The sequence below is a fragment of the Desulfopila aestuarii DSM 18488 genome, assembly GCF_900143695.1.
Taxonomy (GTDB): Bacteria; Desulfobacterota; Desulfobulbia; order Desulfobulbales; family Desulfocapsaceae; genus Desulfopila; species Desulfopila aestuarii.
Genome location: NZ_FRFE01000033.1, coordinates 16,334 through 42,137, shown reverse-complemented (window position 1 = coordinate 42,137; position 25,804 = coordinate 16,334). Strand labels below are relative to the sequence as shown.

The 25,804-nt window shown below is 46.0% G+C and carries 21 protein-coding genes; 7 read left to right on the top strand and 14 right to left on the bottom strand.

The features are described from left to right. The 3 genes from BUF15_RS22010 to BUF15_RS22000 all read left to right on the top strand — a co-directional run bounded on the left by BUF15_RS22010 (window position 1) and on the right by BUF15_RS22000 (window position 7,419). Window positions 1–1,317 carry an HlyD family type I secretion periplasmic adaptor subunit gene (locus tag BUF15_RS22010; protein ID WP_073615876.1) on the top strand — a complete coding sequence of 439 codons (1,317 nt, stop codon included), beginning with the start codon at window positions 1–3 and terminating at the stop codon, window positions 1,315–1,317. A 181-nt stretch (window positions 1,318–1,498) separates the two neighbouring features. Further along, window positions 1,499–4,531 (top strand): beta strand repeat-containing protein, encoded by a 3,033-nt coding sequence (locus BUF15_RS22005; protein WP_073615875.1) that lies wholly within the window; start codon window positions 1,499–1,501, stop codon window positions 4,529–4,531. Between the two features lie 704 nt (window positions 4,532–5,235). Further along, window positions 5,236–7,419 (top strand): O-linked N-acetylglucosamine transferase family protein, encoded by a 2,184-nt coding sequence (locus BUF15_RS22000; RefSeq protein WP_073615874.1) that lies wholly within the window; start codon window positions 5,236–5,238, stop codon window positions 7,417–7,419. 48 nt (window positions 7,420–7,467) lie between these two features. Here BUF15_RS22000 and BUF15_RS21995 read toward each other — a convergent pair whose 3' ends face one another. After that, complete coding sequence (locus tag BUF15_RS21995) at window positions 7,468–8,874, bottom strand: trypsin-like serine protease (protein ID WP_073615873.1); 1,407 nt, start codon at window positions 8,872–8,874, stop codon at window positions 7,468–7,470. Window positions 8,875–8,947: 73 nt separating this feature from the next. Between BUF15_RS21995 and BUF15_RS27215 the strand changes: the two genes are divergently transcribed. Further along, complete coding sequence (locus BUF15_RS27215; RefSeq protein ID WP_159441351.1) at window positions 8,948–9,097, top strand: hypothetical protein; 150 nt, start codon at window positions 8,948–8,950, stop codon at window positions 9,095–9,097. Window positions 9,098–9,326: 229 nt separating this feature from the next. Next, a complete protein-coding gene (locus BUF15_RS21990; RefSeq protein WP_073615872.1) occupies window positions 9,327–10,025 on the top strand; it encodes a SapC family protein in 699 nt (232 codons plus the stop codon). Between the two features lie 76 nt (window positions 10,026–10,101). Here BUF15_RS21990 and BUF15_RS21985 read toward each other — a convergent pair whose 3' ends face one another. The 10 genes from BUF15_RS21985 to BUF15_RS21940 form a co-directional block, all read right to left on the bottom strand. Beyond that, window positions 10,102–11,070, bottom strand: a complete 969-nt coding sequence (locus BUF15_RS21985) for an NAD-dependent epimerase/dehydratase family protein (RefSeq protein ID WP_073615871.1) — start codon at window positions 11,068–11,070, stop codon at window positions 10,102–10,104. Between the two features lie 19 nt (window positions 11,071–11,089). Further along, on the bottom strand, window positions 11,090–12,037 hold the full coding sequence (locus BUF15_RS21980; RefSeq protein ID WP_143170831.1) for a glycosyltransferase family 2 protein: 948 nt from the start codon (window positions 12,035–12,037) through the stop codon (window positions 11,090–11,092). A 9-nt stretch (window positions 12,038–12,046) separates the two neighbouring features. Beyond that, window positions 12,047–13,126: an acyltransferase family protein gene (locus BUF15_RS21975; protein WP_073615869.1), complete on the bottom strand. Its 1,080-nt coding sequence runs from the start codon at window positions 13,124–13,126 to the stop codon at window positions 12,047–12,049. A gap of 3 nt (window positions 13,127–13,129) precedes the next feature. Further along, window positions 13,130–16,135 carry a glycosyltransferase gene (locus tag BUF15_RS21970; protein ID WP_073615868.1) on the bottom strand — a complete coding sequence of 1,002 codons (3,006 nt, stop codon included), beginning with the start codon at window positions 16,133–16,135 and terminating at the stop codon, window positions 13,130–13,132. A gap of 29 nt (window positions 16,136–16,164) precedes the next feature. Beyond that, the gene (locus tag BUF15_RS21965) at window positions 16,165–17,487 is read right to left on the bottom strand and encodes an ABC transporter ATP-binding protein (RefSeq protein WP_407642643.1); all 1,323 of its coding nucleotides are present in this window, start codon (window positions 17,485–17,487) and stop codon (window positions 16,165–16,167) included. A 5-nt stretch (window positions 17,488–17,492) separates the two neighbouring features. Next, entirely contained in the window at window positions 17,493–18,305 is an 813-nt protein-coding gene (locus BUF15_RS21960) for an ABC transporter permease (RefSeq protein WP_073615866.1), read from the bottom strand. A 23-nt stretch (window positions 18,306–18,328) separates the two neighbouring features. Beyond that, window positions 18,329–19,546, bottom strand: coding sequence for an acyltransferase family protein (locus BUF15_RS21955; RefSeq protein WP_073615865.1), 1,218 nt, complete (start codon window positions 19,544–19,546; stop codon window positions 18,329–18,331). A gap of 933 nt (window positions 19,547–20,479) precedes the next feature. Next, on the bottom strand, window positions 20,480–20,821 hold the full coding sequence (locus tag BUF15_RS21950; protein WP_073615864.1) for a carboxymuconolactone decarboxylase family protein: 342 nt from the start codon (window positions 20,819–20,821) through the stop codon (window positions 20,480–20,482). Between the two features lie 46 nt (window positions 20,822–20,867). Further along, window positions 20,868–21,281: a rhodanese-like domain-containing protein gene (locus BUF15_RS21945; protein WP_234981249.1), complete on the bottom strand. Its 414-nt coding sequence runs from the start codon at window positions 21,279–21,281 to the stop codon at window positions 20,868–20,870. Window positions 21,282–21,681: 400 nt separating this feature from the next. Further along, window positions 21,682–22,206, bottom strand: a complete 525-nt coding sequence (locus BUF15_RS21940) for a putative zinc-binding protein (RefSeq protein WP_073615863.1) — start codon at window positions 22,204–22,206, stop codon at window positions 21,682–21,684. 193 nt (window positions 22,207–22,399) lie between these two features. On the opposite strand from BUF15_RS21940, the gene BUF15_RS21935 reads away from it, so the two are divergent. Both BUF15_RS21935 and BUF15_RS21930 read left to right on the top strand, forming a co-directional pair. Further along, window positions 22,400–22,657, top strand: coding sequence for a hypothetical protein (locus tag BUF15_RS21935; RefSeq protein WP_073615862.1), 258 nt, complete (start codon window positions 22,400–22,402; stop codon window positions 22,655–22,657). Between the two features lies 1 nt (window position 22,658). Beyond that, complete coding sequence (locus BUF15_RS21930; protein WP_073615861.1) at window positions 22,659–23,222, top strand: RNA polymerase sigma factor; 564 nt, start codon at window positions 22,659–22,661, stop codon at window positions 23,220–23,222. A gap of 116 nt (window positions 23,223–23,338) precedes the next feature. Here the strand turns inward: BUF15_RS21930 and BUF15_RS28465 are convergent, their stop codons facing one another. The 3 genes from BUF15_RS28465 to BUF15_RS21915 form a co-directional block, all read right to left on the bottom strand. Further along, complete coding sequence (locus tag BUF15_RS28465; RefSeq protein ID WP_407642642.1) at window positions 23,339–24,265, bottom strand: 4Fe-4S dicluster domain-containing protein; 927 nt, start codon at window positions 24,263–24,265, stop codon at window positions 23,339–23,341. A gap of 35 nt (window positions 24,266–24,300) precedes the next feature. Continuing rightward, on the bottom strand, window positions 24,301–24,978 hold the full coding sequence (locus BUF15_RS21920; RefSeq protein WP_073615859.1) for a TorD/DmsD family molecular chaperone: 678 nt from the start codon (window positions 24,976–24,978) through the stop codon (window positions 24,301–24,303). Between the two features lie 61 nt (window positions 24,979–25,039). Next, window positions 25,040–25,804 carry a 4Fe-4S dicluster domain-containing protein gene (locus BUF15_RS21915; protein WP_073615858.1) on the bottom strand — a complete coding sequence of 255 codons (765 nt, stop codon included), beginning with the start codon at window positions 25,802–25,804 and terminating at the stop codon, window positions 25,040–25,042.

Here is a 25,804-nt window from a genome sequence, read left to right as displayed (position 1 = left end):
ATGTCTATACCAGCAACACCTAGTATCAATACCAACCCCAAAAACCTTATATTCGCGGGAATGGTTGTCATCGCCATCTTTTTTGGCGGTCTTGGCGGGGTTTCAGCTTTTATGCCGTTTAGCGGTGCCGTCATCGCTCCGGGTACAGTAAAAGTGAAGCAGGAACGAAAAACCGTTCAGCACCTGGAAGGTGGTATCGTCGACCAGATCTTTGTCAGAGAAGGTGACCGGGTGGAAAAAGGTGATGTACTTATCCGCTTAAAGAGTTCACAGGTCACTTCAAACGTTGCCTTGTTGCGGGGCAGATTGGCGGCCAAAATGATAGAAGCGGCACGCCTTGAGGCCCAACGTGATTTTCGCGACAGCATTATCATTCCTGATAATCTCCCGAAAGGAATTGACGATATTGAGGAATTGATCCAGGTGGAAAAAGATCAATTCGATGATACCAGAAAGTCGCTCGAGAGTTCTATCAACATTCAAAAGGCACGCATCCGTCAGCTCGAGCAGAAGATTCAGGGAACAATGGATGAACTGCAGGCCAATACCGAAATCATGCTATCACTTGCCGAGGAGATAAAGGCGAAATCAGAGTTAATGACCGAGCGCTATATCGATAAAGCCCAGGTTCTGACCCTCAAGCGCAACCTTGCCGAGAGAAAAGGCCGTAAGGCCAGCCTCAACCAGGTTCTTGCGGAATCCAGGGAGATGATAGAGGAGATCAACTTCTCTATTCGTTCGCTTGAAAACTCTTACAGGGAGACCGCTTCAGCCAACCTTGGCCAGGTGAGCGATGAAATTTTTCAGACAAGAAAACAGCTTGGTCCACAGGTTGATGCAGAAAACCGCCTCGACATCACGGCCCCTGTCACCGGTATCGTGCTTAATCTTCATATCCATTCCGAACAGGGTGGAGTAATCGCCCCAGGAGCCCCGATTCTCGATATCGTGCCCGAAAATGCCGACCTGATTGTGGACTGTCGCCTCCGCCAGGACCAGATTACCAAGGTCTTTATTGATCAGGAGGCACGAGTACAGATCAGTGCCTTTAATCGCATCACCATTCCCCCTCTCCTTGGTAAGGTTTCGTATATATCTGCTGACAGTGTGGAGGAGAGAACCCCGCAAGGTTACCAGATGCCATCGTATATCATCCATATCAGAATCGACCCAAAAGACCTTGAAAAAAACAAGGTCACGCTTTCGCCCGGTATGACCGCAACCAGTTTTATCACTACAGAAAAAAGGACGTTTCTCCAATATATTGCTGAACCAATTTTATTAAATCTCGACCATTCACTGAGGGAAACCCTTTGAAATATGTTTTTTATGTCAAACAAGCAGTACTATTTCTCTTAAATACCTTGACAATGCTTGTTACTTCAGATAATTGGTATTGAGGTAAAAGCATAAGTTACAAAAAGAAGTTGTTTCCAGTACTGGAAAGCGGATGTCCCGCTATTATTAACACGTGTTATGTGAACAGGAGGAAGGATTCATGGCCTTACAAGGATTCGATCAAAGTTATTACCTTTCGGCTAAACTCACGGCTTTACAAGCCACCTACCCGGAATGGGCAACCAAAACTACCACAGATCTTAATACATTTCTGGCTAATGCCGGATACACCCCAGAGTCTCACTATGAAGCATGGGGATGGCAAGAAGGACTTGCTCCTAATGCTTACTTCAATCCATCACAGTATACTCTTGCTAAAGCCACTTCTCTTTTCAATGCAGGCTTGTATGTCTCTATCGATGCTGCTAAAGCAGCTTTCCAAGCCGCTTGGACTGCAGACCCTTATCAGCACTATCTGGCGTACGGCGATGCTGAGAACGTAAACCCATCAAATAGTTTTGACGTCTCTTCATATTACGCATCAAAACTTGCTGCGCTGCAAGCTGACCCTGCAACCTCACCCGAATGGGCAGGCAAGACTGTTGCCGATTTACAGGCATATTTTAAAGCTGCAGGTTTGACCGCGTTAGGCCACTATGAAATGTATGGTCAGGCCGAGGGTATTCCCGTAACAGTAGTCCCCGACGACGAGAAGGTTGACGATACCCCTGCCGGCACTCCGGGTGATACGTTCACGCTTACTACTGGTGTAGATGCCATCACTGGTACGGCGAACGACGATACCATAAACGGTACCATCACTGCTTCTGCCACCACCACAACATTGAATGCATTTGATTCCATCAATGGTGGTAATGGCACAGATACATTGAATATCTCTGCGAGTGCTGCAGCAAATTTTGCATTGCCGTCCTCCGTGACGATCTCGAATGTTGAAAAAATCAACATCGCGCAAGCAGCCTCTGGTGGAACTGGAACTGGTGCACTGACCGTTACAGATACCAGCATAGCAACAGGTATCAAGAATTTCAGTTACACCGATGCCAGTGCAGCAGTTGATATGACCGCTGCGGCAATTGCTATCACGCTGAACAGTGCAACGGATGTCACAGCTAAGGCTACCGGAACTGGCACTTTCACAACTGTGGCTGTCACTGACAAATCAACTACAGCTGCAGACACTGGCTCAATCCTGAATAATATTACCATTCAAAAAGCATCAGGTGCTGCAACGCTTACCGGTAATGCGATTAACACCGTTAACTTGAATGCCGTTGCCGGTCTCACGACCGTAACCGCTGCCGCCGCAACCCGCGCATTGACCATCAATGCCAGTGGGACGACCGCTCAAGGTGGCCTGACTGATGCCCAAGCAACCAGCGCCACTCTGAACGTGACTGGCGCACAGAACTTTGGCACCCTGACCGTGGCCAAGGCTGCAGATGTAACCGTCAAGGCTGATGCTGCAACTACTGCTGCTGTAGTCGCTGCAACCGCCAAAACCATGACGGTCGATGGCACCGGTCTTTTGACCCTTACCGCTGGTGGCGGTAATGCGGCACTTCAAGCTGTGACCGTCAAGGGATCAGGCGGTGTGGCAGTAGATCTCTCTGCAATAGCAACCCTTACCTCGGTTGACACTTCCGCCTCCACCGCTGTGGCTCCTGCAAGCGGTGTCAAGACCGGCGCAAACACTATTACAATCGGAACTGGTGTAGCCTATACGGGTGGTGCCGGGGAGGATGTTGTAACCGTCGGTGCAACCACCAAAGCAATCGCTTTAGGTGGAGGGAATGACATTGCTAATCTCAGTGTAACAGCTCTGGGTACAGGCGGTTCGATCGCTGGTGGTGATGGAACTGATGTTCTGAAACTGAGCAATGCCGATGCTGTCACGCTTTCTACCGCTGGTGCAGTTCAGACTGCATTCAAGGCAGCAGTTACGGGTTTTGAGACACTCGACATCACCACTCAGAGCGCCTCAACCATTGATGTCTCTGGTATGGGTACATTCACCCAAATCAATATGGTGTCTGCCACTGCAGCGCAGGTACTTAATGGCGTAGCAACCGGTAACACGATTCAGAGCACCTACGGTGCTGCAGGTACCAGCATCACCACCAACGCCCTCACTGGCGCATCAGATACCATCAACTTCATTATGAAGGGTGATTTAAGTGGCGGTGCACGCGTATTCGGTGCTTTAGCAACCCCGGGTGTAGAAACTGTCAATCTCACCACAAATGACACGGCTACAGCGTTCGCTGCTCAGTTGGCCACACTGACCCTGACCGATGCAGCAGCAACCACCATCAAGGTGGCGGGTAACAATGGTCTGGCTCTGACACATACTGGGACTGCATTGCATACATTAGATGCTAGCGGTATCACCAAAGGTGCGGTGACCTTCACTTCCGCAGCACTGACCACTGACGCTACTGTATTGGGTTCAGCAACGGGTAATGACACCTTGAACTTTGCAGCTTCACTTGGCAAGGTCACAATCACCGAAACGGCTGGAACCAACACCTTGACCGGTAGTTCCACTGCAGCAAATACCATTACCGGTGGTTCGGGTATTGACACAATCACCGGTGGTTCAGCAGTGGATACGATTTCGGTGGGTACTGGATCAACCGCTAATAGTGTTACCGGTGCAGCAGGTGCTGATTCTATCGACCTGACAGGATCTGCCGGTGTTGATACCGTTATTTATGGTATTGCAAACACGGCAGTGGGTGCTACTGGTGCAAATGTTGACACAATTACGAACTTTGTAACTGGTGTCGATAAGGTCCAGTTGACTGCTGGCGATAACTCTGCAACGGCGTCAACTATCACTGCTGGTGGCCTTGCTGGTATTAACCTTGCGGCAGGAAGCACGCTTGCAGCCTTTGGTTCCACGGTTACTAACGCAACATCAGTGGCGACAATCTCTGATGTTTATACAGCTTTAACTACCGATTTGGCCGCAGCTACAGGTAGATTGGCGGCATCTGCTACAGGTGCTGGCAATATCCATGCTGCGAAGGTGGTTTTCTCTACCGGCGATGCCGCTGGCACGTATTTGGTAATCAACGACGTCACAGCTGGCTTCCAAGCAGCGACTGACATGGTTATTAAACTGGCAGGGACAACTGACTTTGGTGTAGCAGATTTGACAGTTGTGTAATTCAGCTTGTAGTAGAAAATATTTGCTTCTCTTTAAATAGGTAGCTAAATCAACGACCCAGTTAAACGTGAAACTTGTTATCACAGGCGATGCAACAACTGGGTCGTTGTGTAATTTTAACCCCACCCTTCGCAAGAGGTGTGGGGTTTATTCTTGTTGAATAATGTACCGATACTATTTACTATACCCTTTTCAAGAATCGGCTGAAGGCAGGGTCTTCCTTCCGTTCTCCAGCACCACCTGGCATGAACTTCCACATCCGAGCAAAAAAAGGTCATCATTATAAAAATCACTTGTCATTAAGTAAGCTTCCAATCCAAGGTAAAAGTACACTTTTTCCCTGCTATCGATTCCTCCGACTCCTGTGTTCCTCGTCGGCAACTTATATTTCAATTGAGAAATCGTCAGCAAACTGCCAACTGCACCAGATATCCATCAAGATTAATGATCTTTCCAGCAAGTAGCCTGATAGCAAAAAAGGGGTCAGATTTAACTTCTTCTACTCGTAGACATTTCTTTACAATTTTATCCCCTGTTTTCGAGGCCTTCAATCCGCCCATCTCCCCCGCTATCTTAATTCTCTCACAATCATAAAACGTTCAATATTTGCCTTTTCCGTTGAGATGTTCGTTTTATCAGGGTAGTCTCATTCACGCTGTAACAATTTCTTTACTCCAATATCTGCTAACCGGTGTGCCCTCCCAATGATCAGCCTATTACAGCAGGCTCAAGCTGCCGCACAGATTGGCGACTTTGCAAAGATGCAGTTCATTTGCCGCCAAATTATGGACACTCAGCATTCTGATATTGCAACCTTGCTCGATGTCGGCTCGATACTCATGTCCTCCGGGTTTCTTACTGATGCCCAACAGTGTTTCGATCGTTCCTTGAACCTTGGCCCCCATGACCTGCGGGCCCTCGTCAACCTTGCAAATCTGCAGAGCGCAAAGACGAATCATGAGGTTTCTCGTCAATCCTATCAAGAACTGTTGGAAAAGCTGCCATCTCATCCCATTGTTCGTAGAAATCTCTTAATCAGTCTCGAATATGATCCGCAGATATCCGATACAGCAAGGCTACAACATGCTCGTGATTGGGGTCTTTGGGCTATTGGCCTGGCAGGTGGTCGCCGATCGCGACCCGCATTTCGCCATGCCTCTTCTCGTCCATTACGCCTTGGTTATGTTTCTGCTGACTTTTGCCAACATACTGTAGGGTTGTTTATAAAAGATGTGCTCGCAACCCATGATAACCATCACTTGAACATCTACACCTACAGCGCGGGCCATGTCCACGATTGGGTCACCACAGCAATCCGAGATGTCAGCAACTTTCGCGATGTGACAACTTTCGATGACACTGCCCTGGCCCAACGTATTGAGCTCGACAATATCGATATTCTCATCGATCTCTCCGGCCATACGGCTGGATCACGCTTGACAATGTTCGCTCATCGACCGGCACCTGTGATGATCAGCTGGCTTGGATACTTTGCCACAACAGGGCTCGAATATATCGATGCCGTGCTGCTAGACGAATACCATGCACCGCCAGGCACTGAGTCACAATTTCTGGAGCCTATCGTCCGCCTGCCTCAAGGTCGTTTCTGTTACACGCCTGTATCGTGGGCTTCTTCCAAAATTTCTCCAGCCCCCTTTCAGCATAATGGCCACATCACCTTCGGCTGCTTTAATAACACATCTAAATTCAATGAGATCGTCTATGAACTATGGACAGATATACTGCTAGCTGTCCCAGGTTCACGCCTCATCCTCAAATGGCGAACGTTCAATGACGAAAATTTTCGACAACAGGTAACGCAATGTTTTCTTCAGCGCGGTATTTCCACTGACCGGATTGAGTTGCGTGGTCCGAGCTTTCATGCCCAACTGTTAAGAGAATATGCAGACATTGATATAGCCCTCGATCCCTTTCCCTTTACTGGTGGCCTGACCAGTTGCGAAGCGTTATGGATGGGTGTACCGGTGATCACCTGGCCGCAAAACAGAGTGGTAAGCAGACAGACCTTTGCCTTTCTCTCAGCCATCGGCCTCACCGAACTTGCGGCCAAGGATGCCACCGACTATGTAGGTATTGCTGCCGCATTGGCGAACGACCATCAAAAGCTGTTGCATTTGCGCCAAAACCTACGCCGCATGATGGCGCAATCATCGCTTTGCGATGTCGTCACCTTTACACGCAGTTTTGAAGAAACTCTCAAGGATCTCTATCACACCATTATGGAAAAAGAGCAGCAAGCAGAACTATCAGCTACAACATCGAGCAAGAAAACCCTATTAAATGTCGGTGCAGGACACCCAAAAAGTGGTGCGAAGGTCCCTGCCTTCTTTCATTCCTCTGACTGGCGGGTAGTTCGTCTTGATATCGATCCTGCTAATACACCTGATATTCTCGGCACCATGCTCGACATGTCTGCAGTACAGAGTGAGAGCATCGATGCTATATACTCAAGCCATAACATCGAGCATCTTTATCCCAGTGAGATTCCCAAAGCAATACAGGAGTTTCTGAGAGTATTGAAACCAGAAGGCTATGCGGTCATCACCTGCCCCGATTTACAGGCAGCGGCACAGATGATAAGTGACGACAAGCTGATGGAAGTGGCGTATACCTCGCCAGCCGGGCCTGTGACCCCATTTGACATCGTCTATTCGCATCGACAGTTCACCAGACGTGATAATCCCTTTATGGCACACCATTGCGGCTTCACGCTTACAGTGCTTATTGGTACCTTGAAAGCCAATGGCTTCATTTCGGTGGCCGGTAAACGTCGACCGCCGGCATTTGATCTGTGGGTACTTGCGACTAAAAATCAGATGGATGAGACGGAACTGCGAAGCTTAGCGGGAAAAATCCTACCTGCCTAACGATTTCGACACCTTTTTCAGGATTCCTCGTTATGGGCCTGAGACTCCTTAAAAGAGTCCCGACTCGAGCGCAGTGCTATAATCCACCCCGAGCACAGCAACATTTTCAGGGACGATATCTTCAAGAATACCGTAGAGAAAATAGTGATCGATGACAGAAAGGCCACTGTCAATAAAGGCCTGGACGATCTCCGGCCCGGTATATCCCGGTGTGATAGCCTCTTTCGCTGTCAGATAGGCAGAGCTGTCTAACCGGTTCGATGGGTTGAGTCCCTCAATAAGCCCATAGCTACGATAGTGCTCATAGGGGTTTAACTGCCAGGCAGCGTTGAAATCTTCAATTCTCCAATCGGTCTTTCCGAGTGTGTCGTTGCTGTTTAGCTGACGAACCTTGCCGACCACATATTCCTCGCTATCAAAATAACTATTGGGGTTCAGCCCTTCCTGCCAGCCATAGAGATAATAGTGATCAGTGGCGGACATTCCAGCCGCCTGAAGGGCCATGTCCACATCCTGGATGGTTTTATTATGCCAGGTGTCAGGATCGATACTCCGCAACTGTCCGAGCTTTTCTTCGAGATAGTAGGCGACATCGACCCCCCTTTCGTAACCAGCCCGGATTGCTGTCACCTGTTTGCCGACTATGCCTTCGACCCAGTCAATATATTGCGATACCCTGGCATCCAGAGACAGTTCGCCAAAACTTGAATCTGTATCTGGAGAAACATCGGTATTTATATACCCTGTCACCAAGGCAGGTGAGAGACCGCCGGTGGTAATTGAGGCGATTTTGCCATTGATAAAACCGGGACCACCGGAATCTCCTGGAGCTGTGTTTGCTTCGCGATCGCCAAGGCCGAGATGAACAATGCCATGATTTAACCCAAAGAAGTCATGGGAAGACTGTCCATCATCAAAGTCAAACGCAAGTATGCTGCTGCTGGCAAGGTCGGCAAGCCCTGGTCTGGTAAAGACCGTGCCTGTGGCATCGAAGGTATTGTAGCCGTAGCGCTGGCCGAGATCACTTTCAGCAGTGGCTCCGCTTGTACCGTCTCCGCCCTGGCCGCTGCCAACCTTGATGAAATTTTGCCCCTTTTCGTCGGTATGGGTGTACAACTCATAACGGCTTATGGTCGCATCGGCTACGGTCTTCAGTCTGACCAAGGCAATGTCATGTTGAAACGAGTCTTCACGATATGCACCATGAACTATCGCCGTATCTGTTTCCAATTCATATTTCACTCCTCCCGCCCAAAACGCAGCAGTATATTCAGAGGAATCGAGGACGAAATCAGCCCCTGTTGTTGCTGACGTTCCGACATCAAAGAGATGCGCGGCTGTAAGGATATATTGTCCACCATATAGCAAGGCACCAGTGGCGTATTTACCACTACTGGAGGTGAGAGTACAAACACCGTCGAGCCAATCGTACTTTGCAGAAATTGCGGTTGTCATATTTATTGCTGACGTTGCCGATATAATTCTTTTCTCCATTGCCCTTCCCCACATTCATTGTTTCCTGCCTGTCATGAAGGCTTCTCTCATCTATGGTGATATCGCAGGGCAGCAGAAATATCCAGAGATAATTCTCTTTGCCAAAGTAGAGTATTCTACACTCTACGTGAAGAATCTGAATAACCTGCACCTCTTTACCGAGCTAGCGGTAATGATCTCGTAAAAAGTCTGCCTTATCCTACAAATGGGCTATAGAATACGTTCGATTGACATGAAAGGCTGGAAACGAGATAGAACGTCCTGTTTACGAATCCATCGACATTGAAAAACAGGCAAAAAGAAGTATTGTAGATGTTCTCTATATTTTGAGCGCCAACCGGTGACCGCTCTCAAAGGGACAAATCTATCGGGACGGCATTTTCAATTATTTCAACCAGAAAAACGTAGGAAACATGTTTACAAAAATAGAGCCATTAAGCCAGGAAACTCACCTTGATCTGCGATATAACGCCATTCAGGATTTTGACTTTGCACGTAAAGTTCTGCATGCACCGCTGAGTGCTTCAGAATTTTTGCAGGCCAGCAGGCATTATGCCATTGTCTTCCCGAAAGATGATTCGACCCCCATGGCAATGTTTACTCTCATTCAGCAGATCAACCAGTATATTCAGGAAGACGGTAGTTGGTCGGTGCCATACATACCAGCACACATCAGACGTTATCCATTTGTTCTTGCCAAAGTGGCATCGGAAGAAGGCAAGGAAAATGAAGAGACGAGGTATGCTCTTTGTATCGATAGGGACGCCCCCCATTTTGCAGCAGAGCAGGGAGATATCATGTTTACAGCAAATGGGGAAATGACCAGTATCGGGCAAAACGCCCTGAAATTTTTGGAAACCTTTCAACAGGAGCTTCATGTTACCCAGCTTCTTTGTCGTGAATTGGCAGAAAAAGATGTCTTGATCCCCCAGTCAATCAACGTCGAGCAAGATGGACAGACGGTGTCTGTCGAACTATTCAGGATTGTGGATATGGGAAAGGTCAATGCGCTTGACGATGCAACACTTGCCAAGTGGGTGCGCAACGGGCTCTTAGGCTTGATTCTCCTGCACGTTCAGTCCCTTGCCAATCTCCAGGCGTTTACCCGCTAACCCGGTAGTGTCAGATGGCTGGCAGCATGACAGGAATATACCTGTGCCATTCTGTCAGTCATATACTCATCTCAGGTCAACCTTGCTTTTGCAGATACCATTCTACCGACTGGCTCAACCCCTGTTGTAAAGATATCTTTGGGGCCCATTGCAATCTCTCACGAATATGGCCAGAGTCAATGCGGAGCGTTCCCCATAGCTGCTCATAGAGCCGTTCTTTTCCAAGCATTCTGCAGAGCAAGTTGACGAAGGCTTTTGGCATGGGAAAAAGTGTTGCTCTTTTCCCCATCGCTGCTGCAATCATTCGTATGAGCTCAGGGGTGGAAATTGCTTCATTGTCACAAACAAGAAATGTCTGGCCCGCAGCATTGGTATGCGCAAGGCACGTCATAATCGCATCGACAAGATTCCCAATACTGATAAAGCTTTTAGAATTGTTCACGTTGGCAAAAGGCATCGGGATGCCTCTGTGAATGATGTTCATCAAGCTCAGAAAATTCGCTCTGACATGGGGACCATAAACCAAAGGCGGCCGAAGTATCACAACCTCCATACCAGTTTCGGCCTCAATCTGTCGCAACTCCTGTTCCGCTTTCAGCTTGGTCAAACAATAACTGTTATTGGGGCCCGGTTCGTCTGTTTCCCTAAAAGGACGCATCCCAATGTTACAACTTCCATTTACCCCAATAGTGCTCAGAAAGATGAAACGTTTCACGCCACTCTCCGCTGCTTGCCGGGCCAAGTTGACCGTCAACAAGGTATTGCTTTGCAGAAACTGATCGTACAGATCAAAAGGACCTTTGGTGCGAATGTGTGCCATTCCAGCTATATGAGCAACGACACCCACCTGCTGTAATGCCTGCCGCCAATCAGTATTGTGATCAATGATCGGGAAAACTACTGGATTGACATCAACACATCGCTTCCGATCTCGCTCAAATGTTGTCGACCTGAAAGAGCAAACAAGATCATGGCCCTGGTCAAGCAAAGCAGGAAGAAGGTGTCGTCCGACAAAGCCGCTGGCCCCGGTTAACAGAATCCTCATTCCAATAGCTCCACTTCTTTCATTTGTCTTGCCAGGTAATACGCTTGTCCTTTCGCACCATATTGGCAGCCAGTGCAACTACCGCCCTCAACAGAAATAAGGGCTTTACCATTATGGCGAGTCGACCAAAATAGTATTTCTTGTACAGGTGATAGAAGGCAAAATAGTAGGACCATATTGCCTTCGAGGAATTCAGCTGACTGCTCTGACCACCGTAGTGCACCAGTTGTGCGGCAGGTTGAAAAACAACTAGCAGACCGCGATCACGGACTTGTCTGCAGATATCCGCGTCCTCAGCGTACATAAAGCTAAACTCATCAAATCGACCTATAGTTTCGAATAGTTGCCGACGGATAAAGAGCGCACCGGCCGAAACCGTATCTACTTCCTGAACGCTGGAATAATCTCTTTCCTTTTGATAATACTCAGTGGCCTCGCGTGACAAGAATAGCTTTAAAAATGGAAAAAATTTGAGACAACCAAATACAAGACTCGGGAAATTTCGGCATGAAATCTGAAGTGTCATATCAGGGTTACGAAAGCAGGGGCCAAGAATTCCAACTTCAGAATGTCGTTCCATGTGTTCTTTGAGTATCAAAGGAACATTGTTCAGGAAAATCATATCGGAATTCATAAAGAACAGATAGTTGCCTGCTGCCATCGCCGCAGCTTGATTATTTGCGCGGGAAAACCCTAAATTTTCATCATTATAGCAGTAACGATAATTCTTAAAAGTTAGAGAAGAGAGAAACTCCCTGGACCCATCGACGGATGCATTATCTATAACTATCACCTCAAAACGTAGCCCTGCTGTCTCTGCGTATACCGACTGCAAGCATGCGTGGGTCAATTCGCGAGTGTTGTAATTTATGATGATGATGGACACATCCATTTGCTGTTGCTTACTCTGATGAAGATGAATTATCTCTTTATCGATACATAGCATTTCTAAGCGGAGCCCTTTCAAGCAATATCACTAGGCCCCGCGCAACCGGTATCTGGTTTTATATTTTCTTTGCACAACACTTTCCAATCCGTACCACGAGATGACGGTACAGATGAGTGTTAGACTAAACGTCGTCGCAACAAACTGGAGTCGATTCAGCTGGCTGGTTGCCCCAACAATATGAATTATCGGGTAATGCCAGAGATAAAAGCCATAAGACACCTTGCCCAACCACACCAAAGGCGCAAACTCCAGTGCCCTTATTAACACACCAGGGCCTGATACACAGTCAAGAATGACCACCGCAGAGGCCAGTGCAATAAGACCATATTGATAGCGGTAGAGGGCCCCTGTCTGCCAATTGCATATCAGGGGGCTTAAGAGCAACACAATAGCTGCCATACCAACGGCAATTTTGCGTACTTTGGCCCGCGTTTTCCAGAAATTGAGATACCCTGCATTCCACAATGACGCGAGAAGACACCCTGCAAGCAGCATATCGGCACGTGTGTCGAAGCCGTTATAGAGTCGACTCCAGCTGGCATCATTATCTAATAACCATAGCCGCCACCCCCAGGAAATCAGCAACAGCACCGTAATGGACAATGCCCGCAGCGAAGGAGTAAAACGCATGAGAAAGTACAAAAGGAGCGGCCAGAAAATATAGAATTGCTCTTCTATTGAAAGCGACCAGCAATGCCCGAGCACCACAGGGCGACCCAAATCAAAGGCACGTGTCCAGTTGGAGATATAGAAGAGGGTCAGGAAAGCATCTTCAATATGGAAAAGCTTTTCAGCCGCAGTAGGGAAAAAAAATAAGCTGAAGATAACAAAAACAATGAGAAGCAGACAAAGCGCAGGAAAGAGTCGCAAAATTCTGCGCATATAGAAGTTTTTGAAAAAAATTGTTCCTGTAGTTTGATATTCTTGCAGAAGAAGGATGGTTATGAGAAATCCACTCAGGACAAAAAAGATATCAACACCGATAAATCCACCAGTAAATCCAGGAACGTCTGCATGGAACAAGTACACAAGCAGTACAGCAACCCCTCGGAGCGAGTTCAGCGAGGGGAGATGGCCACGTAAATGTTGTGGTGTCAACAACGCCATTGCTCAGTTCTTCACTTCTGGTTCTGTGGCAACACCTTTTATACCATAACGTGCTGCGTCTTGTTTCTGACGCTCTACCGCATCTGCATAAGCTTTATCAAAATGTTTTTTACGGTTGATTCGAGCAGCAACATTGTGCGGAGTACGATACAGAGAAGTCGTTTTCGGAACAAACTTGAAGGTCGAATTCATCGCATATCTCGACCAGAGATTCCAGTCTTCGAGATATTCCATATCGAGGTGAAATCCACCGAATTTCTCAAAAAGAGACCGGTGAAACAATATCGACTGGATAGGGATATAGTTGTGAATCATCAGGAGTTCACGGTCAAACTCCTGGAAAAACAACTGCGATGTAGTATGACTGTGCTCATAATAATCGCCATTATCCTGAAAAGAAGTTTCAACTTCCCAGGCAAGGGAGTAGGCTGCCTGCACACCATCGTCAGCCTCAAGCTCTGCAACCAGCGTCTCTATATGGTCGGCAAAGAGGAGATCATCATCATCAAGGAAGAGCAGATACTTCCCTGCTGCCATCTCCATCCCCGCATTTCCCGCAAATGAGCGCCCATTTTTCGGCAAAGCAGCATACGAAAATTTCCTCTCTGGATACCGTCCGCTCACCTCATCAATAAGAGACTGCATGGTGTTGCCACCATCCTCCACTATGATATGCTCAACCTCGGAATATGTCTGGTTGATAACAGAAGCTATCGCCTCCCCTAGCAATCGTTCCCGCCCCCGGTATGTTCGGGTAATAATACTGACCAGTGGCTTGTCGATAGGCAAAGGTTTAGGACTATAAAAGCTACCGTCACGTATTTTCTCATAGTCAAAACCGTAAAAAGAGAAAAGATCTCCTTGAGAAATCTTCCAGAAAAATGGCAGTTTTTTTAAAATTTCCAACTGATTCTTCAAGGCAAGAAGTCGACTATCAGGAAAACCCGCCCCCCTGAAAATCACAGCTAGTTGTAATGGAAAAACAACAAGCTTGTCATAAAAAGAACCATAGCGGAAACGGATAAGGGCGTTGGCTTGGGTACTCCCGATAAACTGCATGGGCTTAACCTCACCTGCAGCCTCATACGTATAATGGTTTACAGTTGCAGCGGGCAAATATTTGATTCGGTAACCATTGTCTCGAAACCTGTAGGACAGTTCAACATCCTCTCCATACATGAAGATCCGTTTTTCATACCCCCCAACCTTTTCGTATGCGGACCGACGCATCAGGATACAGGCATGTGATGACCATGACGTCTCCAAGGTCACCGGATCATAATACTTAGGGTGCTCATAAGGCTTTTGCCTGAACTCCCATGAAGCAGTGTCGTTAGCATCGGAAACAGCATAACGTATAGCATTGACGAGAGAATCCTCTTGAAATTCCATGTCGATATTGGCGGCTAGAACGAATGGTGAACTGCCTTCTCTGATCGCAGAGTCATGTCCGGCTCCGAATCCGACATTCCTGTTCTCTATAATGGAAAATTGGCGAAACCGATCATTGTATTTCAGCTGCAACTTTTTAAGATCGGCAAGCGAATGGTCCGTGGAGCCGTTATCGACAAAGAAGAGATGAATGAGACTGGTTGGATAATCCTGATTTACTAGACTTTCGATAAACGTCTCTAACCATCTTGAATTGTTATAGACAACGGCTGTGAGATCAATTTCAGGAAGGCTGTCGCTACTAATCGGCTGCACCATCCGATGAACTATAGAAGGCCTCCTCTCTGCCAATCGATTAAGACCCGGTACATTTGCTTTTGCATATGCCAGTGAACAGCAAGCATCTTTCAATTTGAGATAATAGGCACGCAGCCCATAGATGATTCTGCCAAACCAGCTCTTCTTAAGCCAAGTGAGGAGATTAAGATTCCCGCCGATATAAGAAAATGCATTCCCCCTACGCAAATCAAGATTCCAGCCCTTAAAAGAAAACGCCCTGATTTTGCGTAAAAATGTTGAATACCGCCATATCTTCGTTGCATAGATACGATGAATTTCATCCTTTAAGCGAATAAGCTCTATTTCGGTCAGCGCAAGTTGCTCCGACACTTCCCTTTCGGATTTCAGGGCCTTGCCGTAAAGGTCTTCAAGATCGGTATTACGGGTTTTCAGGTCAACCACATCTGTTTCAAGATGCCTGGCATAGGTTTTCAATTCTGAAATGTCGGTCTGAAAGTGAGTAGTCACTTCCTGAAGATCCTTCTGGAAATGTGCTTTCGTTTCCTGCAGATCCTTCTCAAGATGAGCAGCATAGCTAATAGCTTCATCCAGCATTCTGTTTTTTTTCAGAAGTTCACATTTATGCCCGAGTGCTGAGAACATCTTTTGGGCGAAGACCTGGAAGGATTGAGACACAATAAGTTCTGCTAAGCGCTGTACCCTTGGGTTTTCACTTTCACCAACAATGAGAACTCCAAGCCCACTGCTGTGCAAGAAGTTCATTGAAGGGTAAAGATCCTTAACTTCATCCCAAAGTATGTGAACCCCAAAATCATCTCTCTTGACGGCAGTATCATGAAAAAGAACAACCGCTCCTGATCTTAATTTAGGAAACCAACTATCAAAATCATGTTTTACCGCTTCATAGGTGTGCAAGCCGTCAATGTGGAGCAGGTCAACACTATTGTCTTCGATATCATGTAGAGCCATATCAAAGGTCTTACGCAACAAAACAGAATTGGCACCATATTTTGTTACGCTGATGCCTTCGACACGATCAAAAATTTCCGAAGAGTAATATCCTGCATGTTTGTCTCCAGCCCAAGTATCAACAGCAAACAATCGGGTCTCAGGTGCATATCGCTTTGCACTCTGACAGAACGCAAAGTAAGAATCACCACAATGGGTACCAAGTTCAACAACCACACCTGGACGGATAAATTCAACCAGCCACATGGCGAAGGGGATATGACCTATCCAGGCTGAATTGTCTGACAGATCTTCGGGTATATCAAAAGCAGCTTCAGTCTGAACAATATCTACGGGAAATGTTTTCATCTGTATTGTGTCGTAGAGTAAATAACCGGCTACGACCGGGCTAATGTTATTTTTTCCATGGGAATCCCAATAAGACCAGTTGCCACAGAGCTCGAATGGGATTTAAAGAGAAGCGCATCATGAATCCATTGATGTTGGATATGATTTTCCTGAGTTCCTTCTGCAAGCGCGACACAAACCGAGTAATCGCCCTGCGGCATAACCGGCATTTGAAAATAGAATGAAGCTTCGAACGTCTCCTCAGCATCAATGCTGATATCATCATTGATTGCACTTAAGTAGGTGTTGTCTCCAAACAAGGTCTGTCCAAGCTTATCTTTGACGACAAAACCCACAATCGGATTTCTGATGAGACCAAGTGCCTTCGCGGCTACTTTCAAAACAACTGCCTCACCTCCAACAACCCACAGTAGAGGGTTGCCGAGGCTATCTCCTAGAAATACGTCTGTAATCTCTCCACCACGACATCCGAAAGAATTGGCTTCAGGATTAAAACGAAAAATTTCAATATCATTGCGGAAAGTGGTCTGATTAATGAAATCAAGGCGTTGGTCGCGGAAGACTTTTGTTTTCTCCGTTATTGCACCGATCGTACTTTTGACATTTCTACTAGTTACTGTCTGACGTTCGGCGTAACAAGCCTCAAGATATTCCTCAGAAATTTCCTTCGCTGAACCTATTCCTCGTATTTGCCCATGGTCAAGCCATATTGCTCTATGACAAAGATTGGTGACAGCCGAGGTATCATGGCTAACGAATAAAATCGTGCCGTTCTCTTTAAACTTTCTTAGAAACCTCATGCACTTCTGGGTGAAAAACGCATCTCCAACAGCAAGAGCTTCATCAATGATCAGCACATCCGCATCCATGTTGGCTATAACAGCAAAAGCAAGCCGAACATACATACCACTCGAGTAGGTTTTTACCGGCTGATGAATGAAGTCTCCAATATCAGCAAAGGACAGTATGTCATCTATCTTTTGATCAATTTCACCCCTCGACGCTCCCATTAATGCGCCATTAAAATAAACATTCTCGAAACCACTGATCTCAGGGTTGAACCCCGATCCCAACTCCAATAGTGCCAACACTCTACCGTTTACAGAAACATTCCCTGCACTGGGAGTAAGAACTCCGGTGATTATTTTCAAGAGTGTCGACTTACCGGACCCATTCCGCCCTATTATTCCCACGGTCTCACCCTTCTGCACTGCAAAAGAAACATCTTTGAGGGCGTGGAATTCTTTATGATATTGCTTTCTAAAAGGATGCAACGATTCCTTAAGGCGATCCACGGGATTTTTGTAAAGCCTATAGGTTTTGTGAATATTCGATATCTCAATACTGTTCAAATTCATCACAACACATCCGAGAAGTGGGGACGTAACCGTGTGAAAATGAGAGCCCCTCCCATAAACACTACAACGGCAAAAAACCAAAAATACAAGGACTGTGATACATGCTCCCAGAACCAAACCTTATGGATAAAGGCATCTCTGTATCCCTCAGTAATATAAAAAATTGGGTTTAACTTTACCCATTTTTGATATTTCTCAGGCAAAATCGTAACAGACCAAAAAATTGGGGTAAACCAAAAACCTATCTGGATAAACATCGCCACTAGCTGCCCAACATCTTTTAAAAAAACAACTAGAGCTGAAGTTATCCAACAAAGTCCAGTCATGATGATAATGGTGGCAAACAAGTAATAGATAACCTGAAGAGCAAAAACTGTAACTTCGATGTGGTACAAGAAAAAAAATAAAAAAATAACAAGGATAAAAAATAAATGAACTATTGTTGCAGTAACCACCTTAATCAGAGGTAGCATACTCACCCTGAAAACTATTTTATTTACCAGATAACTGTGCTCGACGATGGCGTTTGTTCCACTACCAAGAGCTTCTGCTATAAAAAACCACGGTATCATCCCGGTAATAAGCCAGAGCACAAAAGGAAAATCCTGTACCGGGGCGACCTTAAAACCAACATCAAAGACAAACCAGAAAATTGCTATGGTTACCATAGGCTGGATAAAAGCCCACAGTAGTCCCATATAGGACCCAAGATATTTTTCTTTAAAATCCCTACCGATCAATTGTAACAACAAAGCCCGGTCGGTATAAAATGCTGTAATGAAATTACGGAAGTTTCGAATAATGTATCGCATAGCAATTTTGGTTCAATACGATTTCAATGTGGCACTTTATGCAGCCAAAGATGACGAAACCATACTAACAATTTTACCGAAGATCGGCTTACAGTTATTGTTAATCCGCCACCTACCAACACACAGAGCCAGAACAATCTGTTACCACTGAAATATGTCATAGGAATTGTATTGATTAGTACATAAAGTATCATCAAGTGCCACAAATATATCTCGTATGAGAGGTCTCCTAAATAACCGAAATACCGATTCCGGAAAAAATGCTTTATCCAACCAGGACCATCAATAACCGCTAGGTAGATAAGACATCCGGACCCACACCCAAGCCAAAGCCTCCAAACGTACCACCACGGAGGAACAGCCAGATTTGCGATTTGAAAAGAATACAGAGTTGAAAGAAAACCGATCAACATCAATGGCGATACCCACCTCCGAGGAACGAATACACCTTTGAGGTATGCGATGTACAGTTTCCCAAGATACATTCCTATTGCAAAATGGCCAAGCTGTGCCGGCAACTGGTTTGAGAGAAAAAAGCGAATGGTAAAGTCATCAACACCAAACTTTGCCACCGAATTCATCGCAACACTATAAACAAAGCCGTGACTGTGCAACGAAAAATACCGCCAAACAAGCGAGATCACGACGAATATTACCAAGTATATCTCTGCACACCGCTTCACGAACAACTGTTTGATAAACGGAAAAACCAAGAAAAACTGAAAAGTGATGGACAAAGTCCACAATGCTCCATTAATACCCAGGGAAGCAGATGTCGCCGGAAACAGATATTGCATAAATGACATATGAACCAACAACATCTGCAAACCATTTTTAGAAAACAAAAAATCCTGGCCAATAAACACTGGCACTACCATCCCAAACATTACCAACAAGTTAAGGTAATATGGGGGAAATATTCTAACAATTTTCTTCTTATAATATTGGAGATAAGAAAAATTGATCGTCTCTGTATACCCTGCCTTGGCATATGGTAAAATAATAAAAAAACCTGACAAGACAAAGAACAAATCAACAGCATAAGCTCCATGGAGTGGCAGTAAATACAAGACACCTAGATCGGGCCTTATGTCAGGACTCCCAGACATCACGCGGCAGTGGAAAAGAAAGATAAGAAGACATGCAAATCCTCGAATACCATTCAATTCCAATATCGTCTGCTTCTGCACATTTATTTCATGCGCATTATCAATCGACTTCAACAATCCAAGCATTGCCATGTCATTTTTTCGTCCCAATTATTGAAGTAAACCGTTTTAGACAAAATCGCCGATAAAGCCATCAACACTAAATCATTTTGATCAATTCGTGAAGATATTGATTATCATTTAAGGTTAATGCCTTATCTCGCATTGCAATACCGTCAAGCAAATGGCGAGATAGCACGAGGTCCAGTCAAATAATGCATATTAGCTTTTGTGCACCCTTAAAGGAGTTTACTTAGCCAAACCCGACAAGATCACAAAATATGACGTCATAAGCATATCGCTGCTTCATCTCAGTCCCTTGGCAATCAAACAAAAAAAGGTCAAGTCATTGATTGACTTAACCCTTCAAATTACTTAATGCCGTACCAGGAATCGAGCCAGTACTAAGCGAATTTGCCGACCTTGGTATCTTTCAAAAACTACGAGGAGCAGTCATCATGTTTTTAAACCACTGGCATACTGGACACCAACAATCAGAAGAATGAAGCTTGCTATTATAGTGTTGTTCTTCCATAAAGCAAGCAACAAATCGAAATGTGCGTTCATCACCATACAATCCTATAGGGGCATACCTCACGGATGAACTCTACTAGGTTATCTGGCAGCTGGTCGATGTTGCTGATGGTCTTCATTTCTTTTATCCTCCTCTGGTTTAAACGCAGAAAGGCCCCATGCCGGTTATGACATGGAGCCCCATAATTCTATTACGATTATGATCTCTCAGGACAGATCTTAATTGGCAATTGTTCGTAATTTGAGGAGAATGCCAAAAGACATGCACCTTGAGCATCAGGGAACAAGGATGGTTTCAACGACTTAATATATTGATGAAAACATAAATAACTAAGGATCGTTACAATCTGCAACTGTAACGATCCTTAAGATTAGCAGATATTCTGATATATCTTATAATTTCAAATTTTTTGAACTGTTCGGGAAGGGAGGTTACTTGGCAAATTCATCAAGGCACTCCTGCAGAAGCGTGGCACTGGAGGCTAAAACCGGCCCTCCTCCGAAAACCATCGCCATACCGGCAGCTTCGAGGATTTCCTGCCTGGTACAACCGGCTTCAAGTGCTTTCTGACAATGAACGGCAATACACTCCGGACATTGTGAGTACAAGGCTACACCGATTGCAATCAACTCTTTTTCACGATATGTGAGAGCACCGTCTTTAGCTGCAGCTCCCATGAAACCAGCAAGGGCAGGAATCGTTTCCGGCAGAGATTCGGACAAGACAGACATTCCCTTCTTAAAGTTTTGGACAATTTCTCTTGGTGATGACATTACGTCCTCCTTTTACTAGCAATGAGTTTGAACCGCACAGCCCCTGTCATCCTTTCTGCAGCAACTCGTGGTAGGGCCAGCCGGCGATGCCTTTTTCAAGGATATAGATTTTTTCTGAAGGGACATTCTTTTTCATATAGTCGTAACAACGCTTTGCCCCGCCTTCTCCTCTAGGGCAAACAATAACGACATCTTTCCCTGATTCCTGAAACCGCTGAACGGCTTTGTCGATCTGTGCACGCTCAGCTTCTGTCTTTACCGGATAAGCATAGGTAGCGATTGATCCGGGTAAATGATGCTGTTTGAATTCTTTTTCAATCTGGATATCTACGATAATAACATCACTTCCTGTCTCAATTCTGCTTTTCATATCTTTTGCAGAAATATAGTTGTAGTCGCCAGCACAAACAGAGGTTACAGCGCCTAAAACAAAAAGAATGACTAAACCCAGCAATCTCATAACAATTCTCCTGAACATTTTAGCAAATTGGATATTGTTCATTAGCAGTGTAATTCCGCTAAAGAAAAAAACTATATACCAACAATATCATTATGCTACAAATAGGATTACCTGATGGATACGCAACCATCAATCCATCTTTTTGATGCATTGCGGCCAGCCCAGCATTTACATGCCAGCTTGAAAATTATTCTACACATCTAGAAACTTTATGTTGTTTCTACTATTTACGGCATGTTCGATGTCCGGTCCTATTGGTCTGGCAAAGCTGGTGGCGAGAACCTGTGGGCAATTCGTATCGCTTTCGCCACCAGCTTTCACGCTGGCGGCAAAAGGTGAAATAGAGAGATAGTTCCATGTGGATCTTAGCCTTCCCGCTAGTAGAAAGACTGAGCTGTCCTCAACCGCAGCACTGACCACAGGAGGAAGAAGCGGCCTGAAGGTATTGTCCTTCGTCGATCTTTTTGAGTGACTGCATCACCCATTCGGCGACATCTTGCGCCACAGCATTTCTTTCAGCTTCCGGAACCTCGCCCATGTCAAATATCTCATTATATTTTTTATGATGAGACAGGGCGTCGAACTGAATAAGTCTGTCGCTGTCGAAAAGGTTCTCCATGATCCTACCATGGCATCTGAGAAAGCAGCCATCGATCAAGACAGCTTTCTTGGCTGACAATGCCCATTTGGCAATTGCAGACTGTGGGACCGTCAATAGTTCTCCATAGCACCCTCTACGATATGGGCCATGTTTTGCCACCAGGTTTGCCGCTTTTCTTGCGATCTCACCTCTTATGCAGGCCCCTTCGCAGGAAAACACAGGAGTTTTTCCTGAGCTGCAATTCTTTTTGCCGACAATCTCCCCAATTGGGCAATGGCCTTCAGTTTTTTCAACGGTTAAAATAAATGTGTTGTCCTTGTTCATTGCGAATCTCCTTTCGGTTGATTGTTTGTACTGCACGTCAATATGGTTCAGACGGCAGCCTCAGAAAAAAGGTTACAGAACGGCGGGTAAATTATTTTTTTGCCCGTGTGTAACCTTTTTCCTCTGCTTTCTGTCTAACAGGAAGAGGTCGACCCAAGGAGGGTTGGCGGTTTATTAATAAGGAGGAGTGAAAATGGATGAAAAAACCGATGTTCTGGTTGCTTTGGCGGCGGCCGTCGGGGCAAATTGCATTCCCTGTTTCGACAAGCTATTTGAGAGAGCCTGGGAGCTTGGGGTAAAACAAGAAGAGATAGGGGCGGTGGTTGAAACCGCCAACAAGGTGAAAACCGGAGCGTCGATCTTCATGAAGAATGCTGTTAACGAAACTCTGGGGATAAATACAGAAAGCGAACAACCCTGCTGTTCGCGTGAGAAAACGACGTGTTGCTGATATGTTGAAATCTTCCGAGTTGGATTATTATTCTATTGTTGAGCAATATCAGCCTGTTGTTCGCCGATTCATCAACATGATGGTGAGAAATCAATGGGCTTCCGACGATCTGACTCAAGAAACTTTTATCAAAGCGTATAAGAGGCTCTCTTCATTGGAAGATCCTTCGAAGGTTAAAAGTTGGCTGCTGCGCATCGCCTACAACCTCTGTCAGGATCATTTCAAAGCGCTTTCCGGAAAGAGGGTCGAGAGCCTGGATAGTGTCGAAGCGGTACTTGCCGCAGATATTCTGCCGATGGGAAAGCAGATGGAGCGGGACGAGATGAGTCGCTGTGTGCAGGAGAAGATGCTCCTCCTGCCACAGTCATATAGAACGATACTCTGCCTTTCTGATATCGCAGGCCTGAGCTATGAAGAAATCGGCGAGGTGCTACAGATCACGAGGGGCAATGTAAAGGCGCGCCTTCACCGCGCACGCATGAAAATGAAGGAGATACTTCATACACATTGCCATATCAGCAACGATGAGCGTGATGTGCTCGTATGTACACCCAAAGACGTGTAGGGGCTGTATTTTACGGCTGTTGCTTCGCATCAACTTCCGGGTTATCAGGATGGAAGTTGATGCCCTGTCTATACTTCTTTCAATATTGTCAGGCCAGGTAAGATTCCTGATTGTACTTAAAGAATCCAGGGTTCGCCTCTAGCGCTCAGCTGGAGCGAATTTTCCTTGCAGAATGCTACACACAGACCGCAGGACGAGCATTTTTCAGAATTGAAGATGAGCTGTTTATTACCGTTGGTTGAAACTCTTTCTAAGGCGCCGGTAGGACAGATGCCTGCACATCGTGGGCATAATGAACATGATCTTTGTATGGTCAAAAGAGGCAGGCAGGTTGCACTGACAACTTTTCTGCTTTCTCGGTCTAATAGTGCGATAGCTTTTTGTAGTATTCTTGATTTTCCACTCAAACTACGACGATGCGTGCGGGATGGGATTGAGGTAGAAGCTTGTTTTTCAAAACGGTTACGCATAAATGACAGGATCTTGTCACCCATATCCGCCAGGAAATATCTCCGGTTCCCTGATTCATGGACAGGCAGCTCATCGCTATCTCTGACACTGATGAATTTTGCCAATGGTCGTGGCAGCGGCAATTGCTCTATGCGGCTGACAATGGCTTTGACATGGTCAGTAACATGTGAATTTGTGCACTGAGCGCATTCTGCCATATTGATGACAATATCGTTTTCCTGACGGATCGCGAGAAAAAGAAAAAACTCAAATGGCAATGCACCAAGGCAGGGGACATGTAGAACGCAGGGCGAATCATAGATTTGCCGGCGGCAGGAAATGACCATCTGAACAGATGGCTCCAATTGTTCCAGTACTCTATAATGCTCATCATCCTCAATGACGAACACCTCTGCTGGACAGGCTGTGATACATTTTCCGCATTTGGTACAGGAATCGGCGTCAATGTGTATCTCACCTTCTTTCAATGTGACATTGTTACTGTGACAACTATCAACGCATAGGGAACACTGGAATCTAGTAAGTCGTCTTTGCAGACATCTCTCCGCATGGACAGTAATGTCTGGCAGCATGTACGCTGTTTCTTTTTCAAGCTGTTCTATCATTGTTATGAGCAGGTATTCGGCTGTTCATAGCAGGCTGGTGTAACGCCGGGATCATATATGGCAAGACTGATGTCATAAAATCGCTCCAGACAGGAAGCCAACGCCTTGTAATATTCTGTCTGAGCTCCAGCCTGAATATTCTCAGCAAGTAACGGTATCCAGCTCATCATGGTTGTGGCAAAATCAACCTGCAGTTCCCTTTGCCGTATCGCGGTTTCCATATCACCAGTAGTGAGGGCCTCGGCTTCACTGATGCAGAGAAAGGACATGAATTCGAGTTCGATTGCTATATGATCCGGGGGTTCCTGAATGTCCAGCATTAGGCCGGAATTTTCGTAAAACCGTTGAACGGCCAGCGTGGATTCCCCCATGACTTTCCGCTCGTTCTCCAGATAGATAGAGCCATATGGTGCGGCAATGAGCTCAAATGGTCCGACAAAAAGTGCTGAGTAATCGATTTTAAGCTGCTGCTCCTCCAATTTTAATAGACTCTCCTGCATAGTTTTCACATGGCCTGCTGCGCCAGGGGCACATTTTTCGAGAAGTCCATGCAGCTTGTCGCAGAGTGCCTCTTCAATAAACAGTTTCTTCTCCGGTTCATAAAAACAGGCGGCGAGGAGTTTAAAACAGTTCCCTCGATCAAGTATTTCGTCAGCGGAGTGATCAAGTATAGTGTTCATAGATGTCCATAGTTAACCGCGCCACTGGTGTTTCGTGGCGCGGTATGATGTTGGTCTGAGATTACCGTGCGGAGTATTCACGGATGTAATGAACGTTTGGCAGTGTTCCCTCGCTCTCTTTGAGAACGAATCCTTTATCTTTATTGAGGAGCTGTGCTGCCTCACTACCTGGATCGTTCAGATCTCCGAATACCCTGGCCCCAGATGGGCAGGCATCAACACAGGCCGGTTGCTGGTTGTTTTTCAATCGATGGTCACAGAAGATACATTTTTCGACGATGTTGTCGCGGCGGACATTCTCATAGTCCGGATGATTGTAGTTGTGTCGATACGGGGGGTTAGCTTTGGTTAAGCTGACAAGTTCAGCACCAGAAGATGAGCATTTTTTGATCACTTCTGTTTTGCTGGTAAAGAACTTCTGGGTCGGCTCACCCTCTTGGTTATAACTGATGACACTGTACTCTCCCGACGATCCATCTTTCATGACCTCGTCCATGCTATAAGGACAAGCGTCCTGACATGCTCGGCAGCCGATGCAGCGTTCATCATTATGCATAGTAATACCGTCAGCTGTCTTGAACATAGCCTTAGGCTCGACAGGACAGGCTTCTACGCATGGGGCGTTGCTGCAGTGATTGCAGAGCACCGGAAGTGTACGGAACTTGGTATGTGGAAAAGTCCCGGTGGTTTCGTGGATAAAATCTGCCCAGTTATGAGTCTGGCCGTTTCCACGTAATGAGGTATTGTTCTCGGTCTTGCAGGCAAGAGCACAGGCGCCGCAGCCGACACATTTCCTCAGATCAATTACCATTCCATATTGTTTCAT

Coding starts and splice junctions, on each gene's coding strand:
- BUF15_RS22010 (WP_073615876.1), top strand. CDS start 1: ATGTCTATACCAGCAACACCTAGTATCAATACCAACCCCAAAAACCTT.
- BUF15_RS22005 (WP_073615875.1), top strand. CDS start 1,499: ATGGCCTTACAAGGATTCGATCAAAGTTATTACCTTTCGGCTAAACTC.
- BUF15_RS22000 (WP_073615874.1), top strand. CDS start 5,236: ATGATCAGCCTATTACAGCAGGCTCAAGCTGCCGCACAGATTGGCGAC.
- BUF15_RS21995 (WP_073615873.1), bottom strand. CDS start 8,874: ATGACAACCGCAATTTCTGCAAAGTACGATTGGCTCGACGGTGTTTGT.
- BUF15_RS27215 (WP_159441351.1), top strand. CDS start 8,948: ATGAAGGCTTCTCTCATCTATGGTGATATCGCAGGGCAGCAGAAATAT.
- BUF15_RS21990 (WP_073615872.1), top strand. CDS start 9,327: ATGTTTACAAAAATAGAGCCATTAAGCCAGGAAACTCACCTTGATCTG.
- BUF15_RS21985 (WP_073615871.1), bottom strand. CDS start 11,070: ATGAGGATTCTGTTAACCGGGGCCAGCGGCTTTGTCGGACGACACCTT.
- BUF15_RS21975 (WP_073615869.1), bottom strand. CDS start 13,126: ATGGCGTTGTTGACACCACAACATTTACGTGGCCATCTCCCCTCGCTG.
- BUF15_RS21970 (WP_073615868.1), bottom strand. CDS start 16,135: ATGAAAACATTTCCCGTAGATATTGTTCAGACTGAAGCTGCTTTTGAT.
- BUF15_RS21960 (WP_073615866.1), bottom strand. CDS start 18,305: ATGCGATACATTATTCGAAACTTCCGTAATTTCATTACAGCATTTTAT.
- BUF15_RS21955 (WP_073615865.1), bottom strand. CDS start 19,546: ATGGCAATGCTTGGATTGTTGAAGTCGATTGATAATGCGCATGAAATA.
- BUF15_RS21950 (WP_073615864.1), bottom strand. CDS start 20,821: ATGTCATCACCAAGAGAAATTGTCCAAAACTTTAAGAAGGGAATGTCT.
- BUF15_RS21945 (WP_234981249.1), bottom strand. CDS start 21,281: ATGAGATTGCTGGGTTTAGTCATTCTTTTTGTTTTAGGCGCTGTAACC.
- BUF15_RS21940 (WP_073615863.1), bottom strand. CDS start 22,206: ATGAACAAGGACAACACATTTATTTTAACCGTTGAAAAAACTGAAGGC.
- BUF15_RS21935 (WP_073615862.1), top strand. CDS start 22,400: ATGGATGAAAAAACCGATGTTCTGGTTGCTTTGGCGGCGGCCGTCGGG.
- BUF15_RS21930 (WP_073615861.1), top strand. CDS start 22,659: ATGTTGAAATCTTCCGAGTTGGATTATTATTCTATTGTTGAGCAATAT.
- BUF15_RS28465 (WP_407642642.1), bottom strand. CDS start 24,265: ATGCTGCCAGACATTACTGTCCATGCGGAGAGATGTCTGCAAAGACGA.
- BUF15_RS21920 (WP_073615859.1), bottom strand. CDS start 24,978: ATGAACACTATACTTGATCACTCCGCTGACGAAATACTTGATCGAGGG.
- BUF15_RS21915 (WP_073615858.1), bottom strand. CDS start 25,804: ATGAAACAATATGGAATGGTAATTGATCTGAGGAAATGTGTCGGCTGC.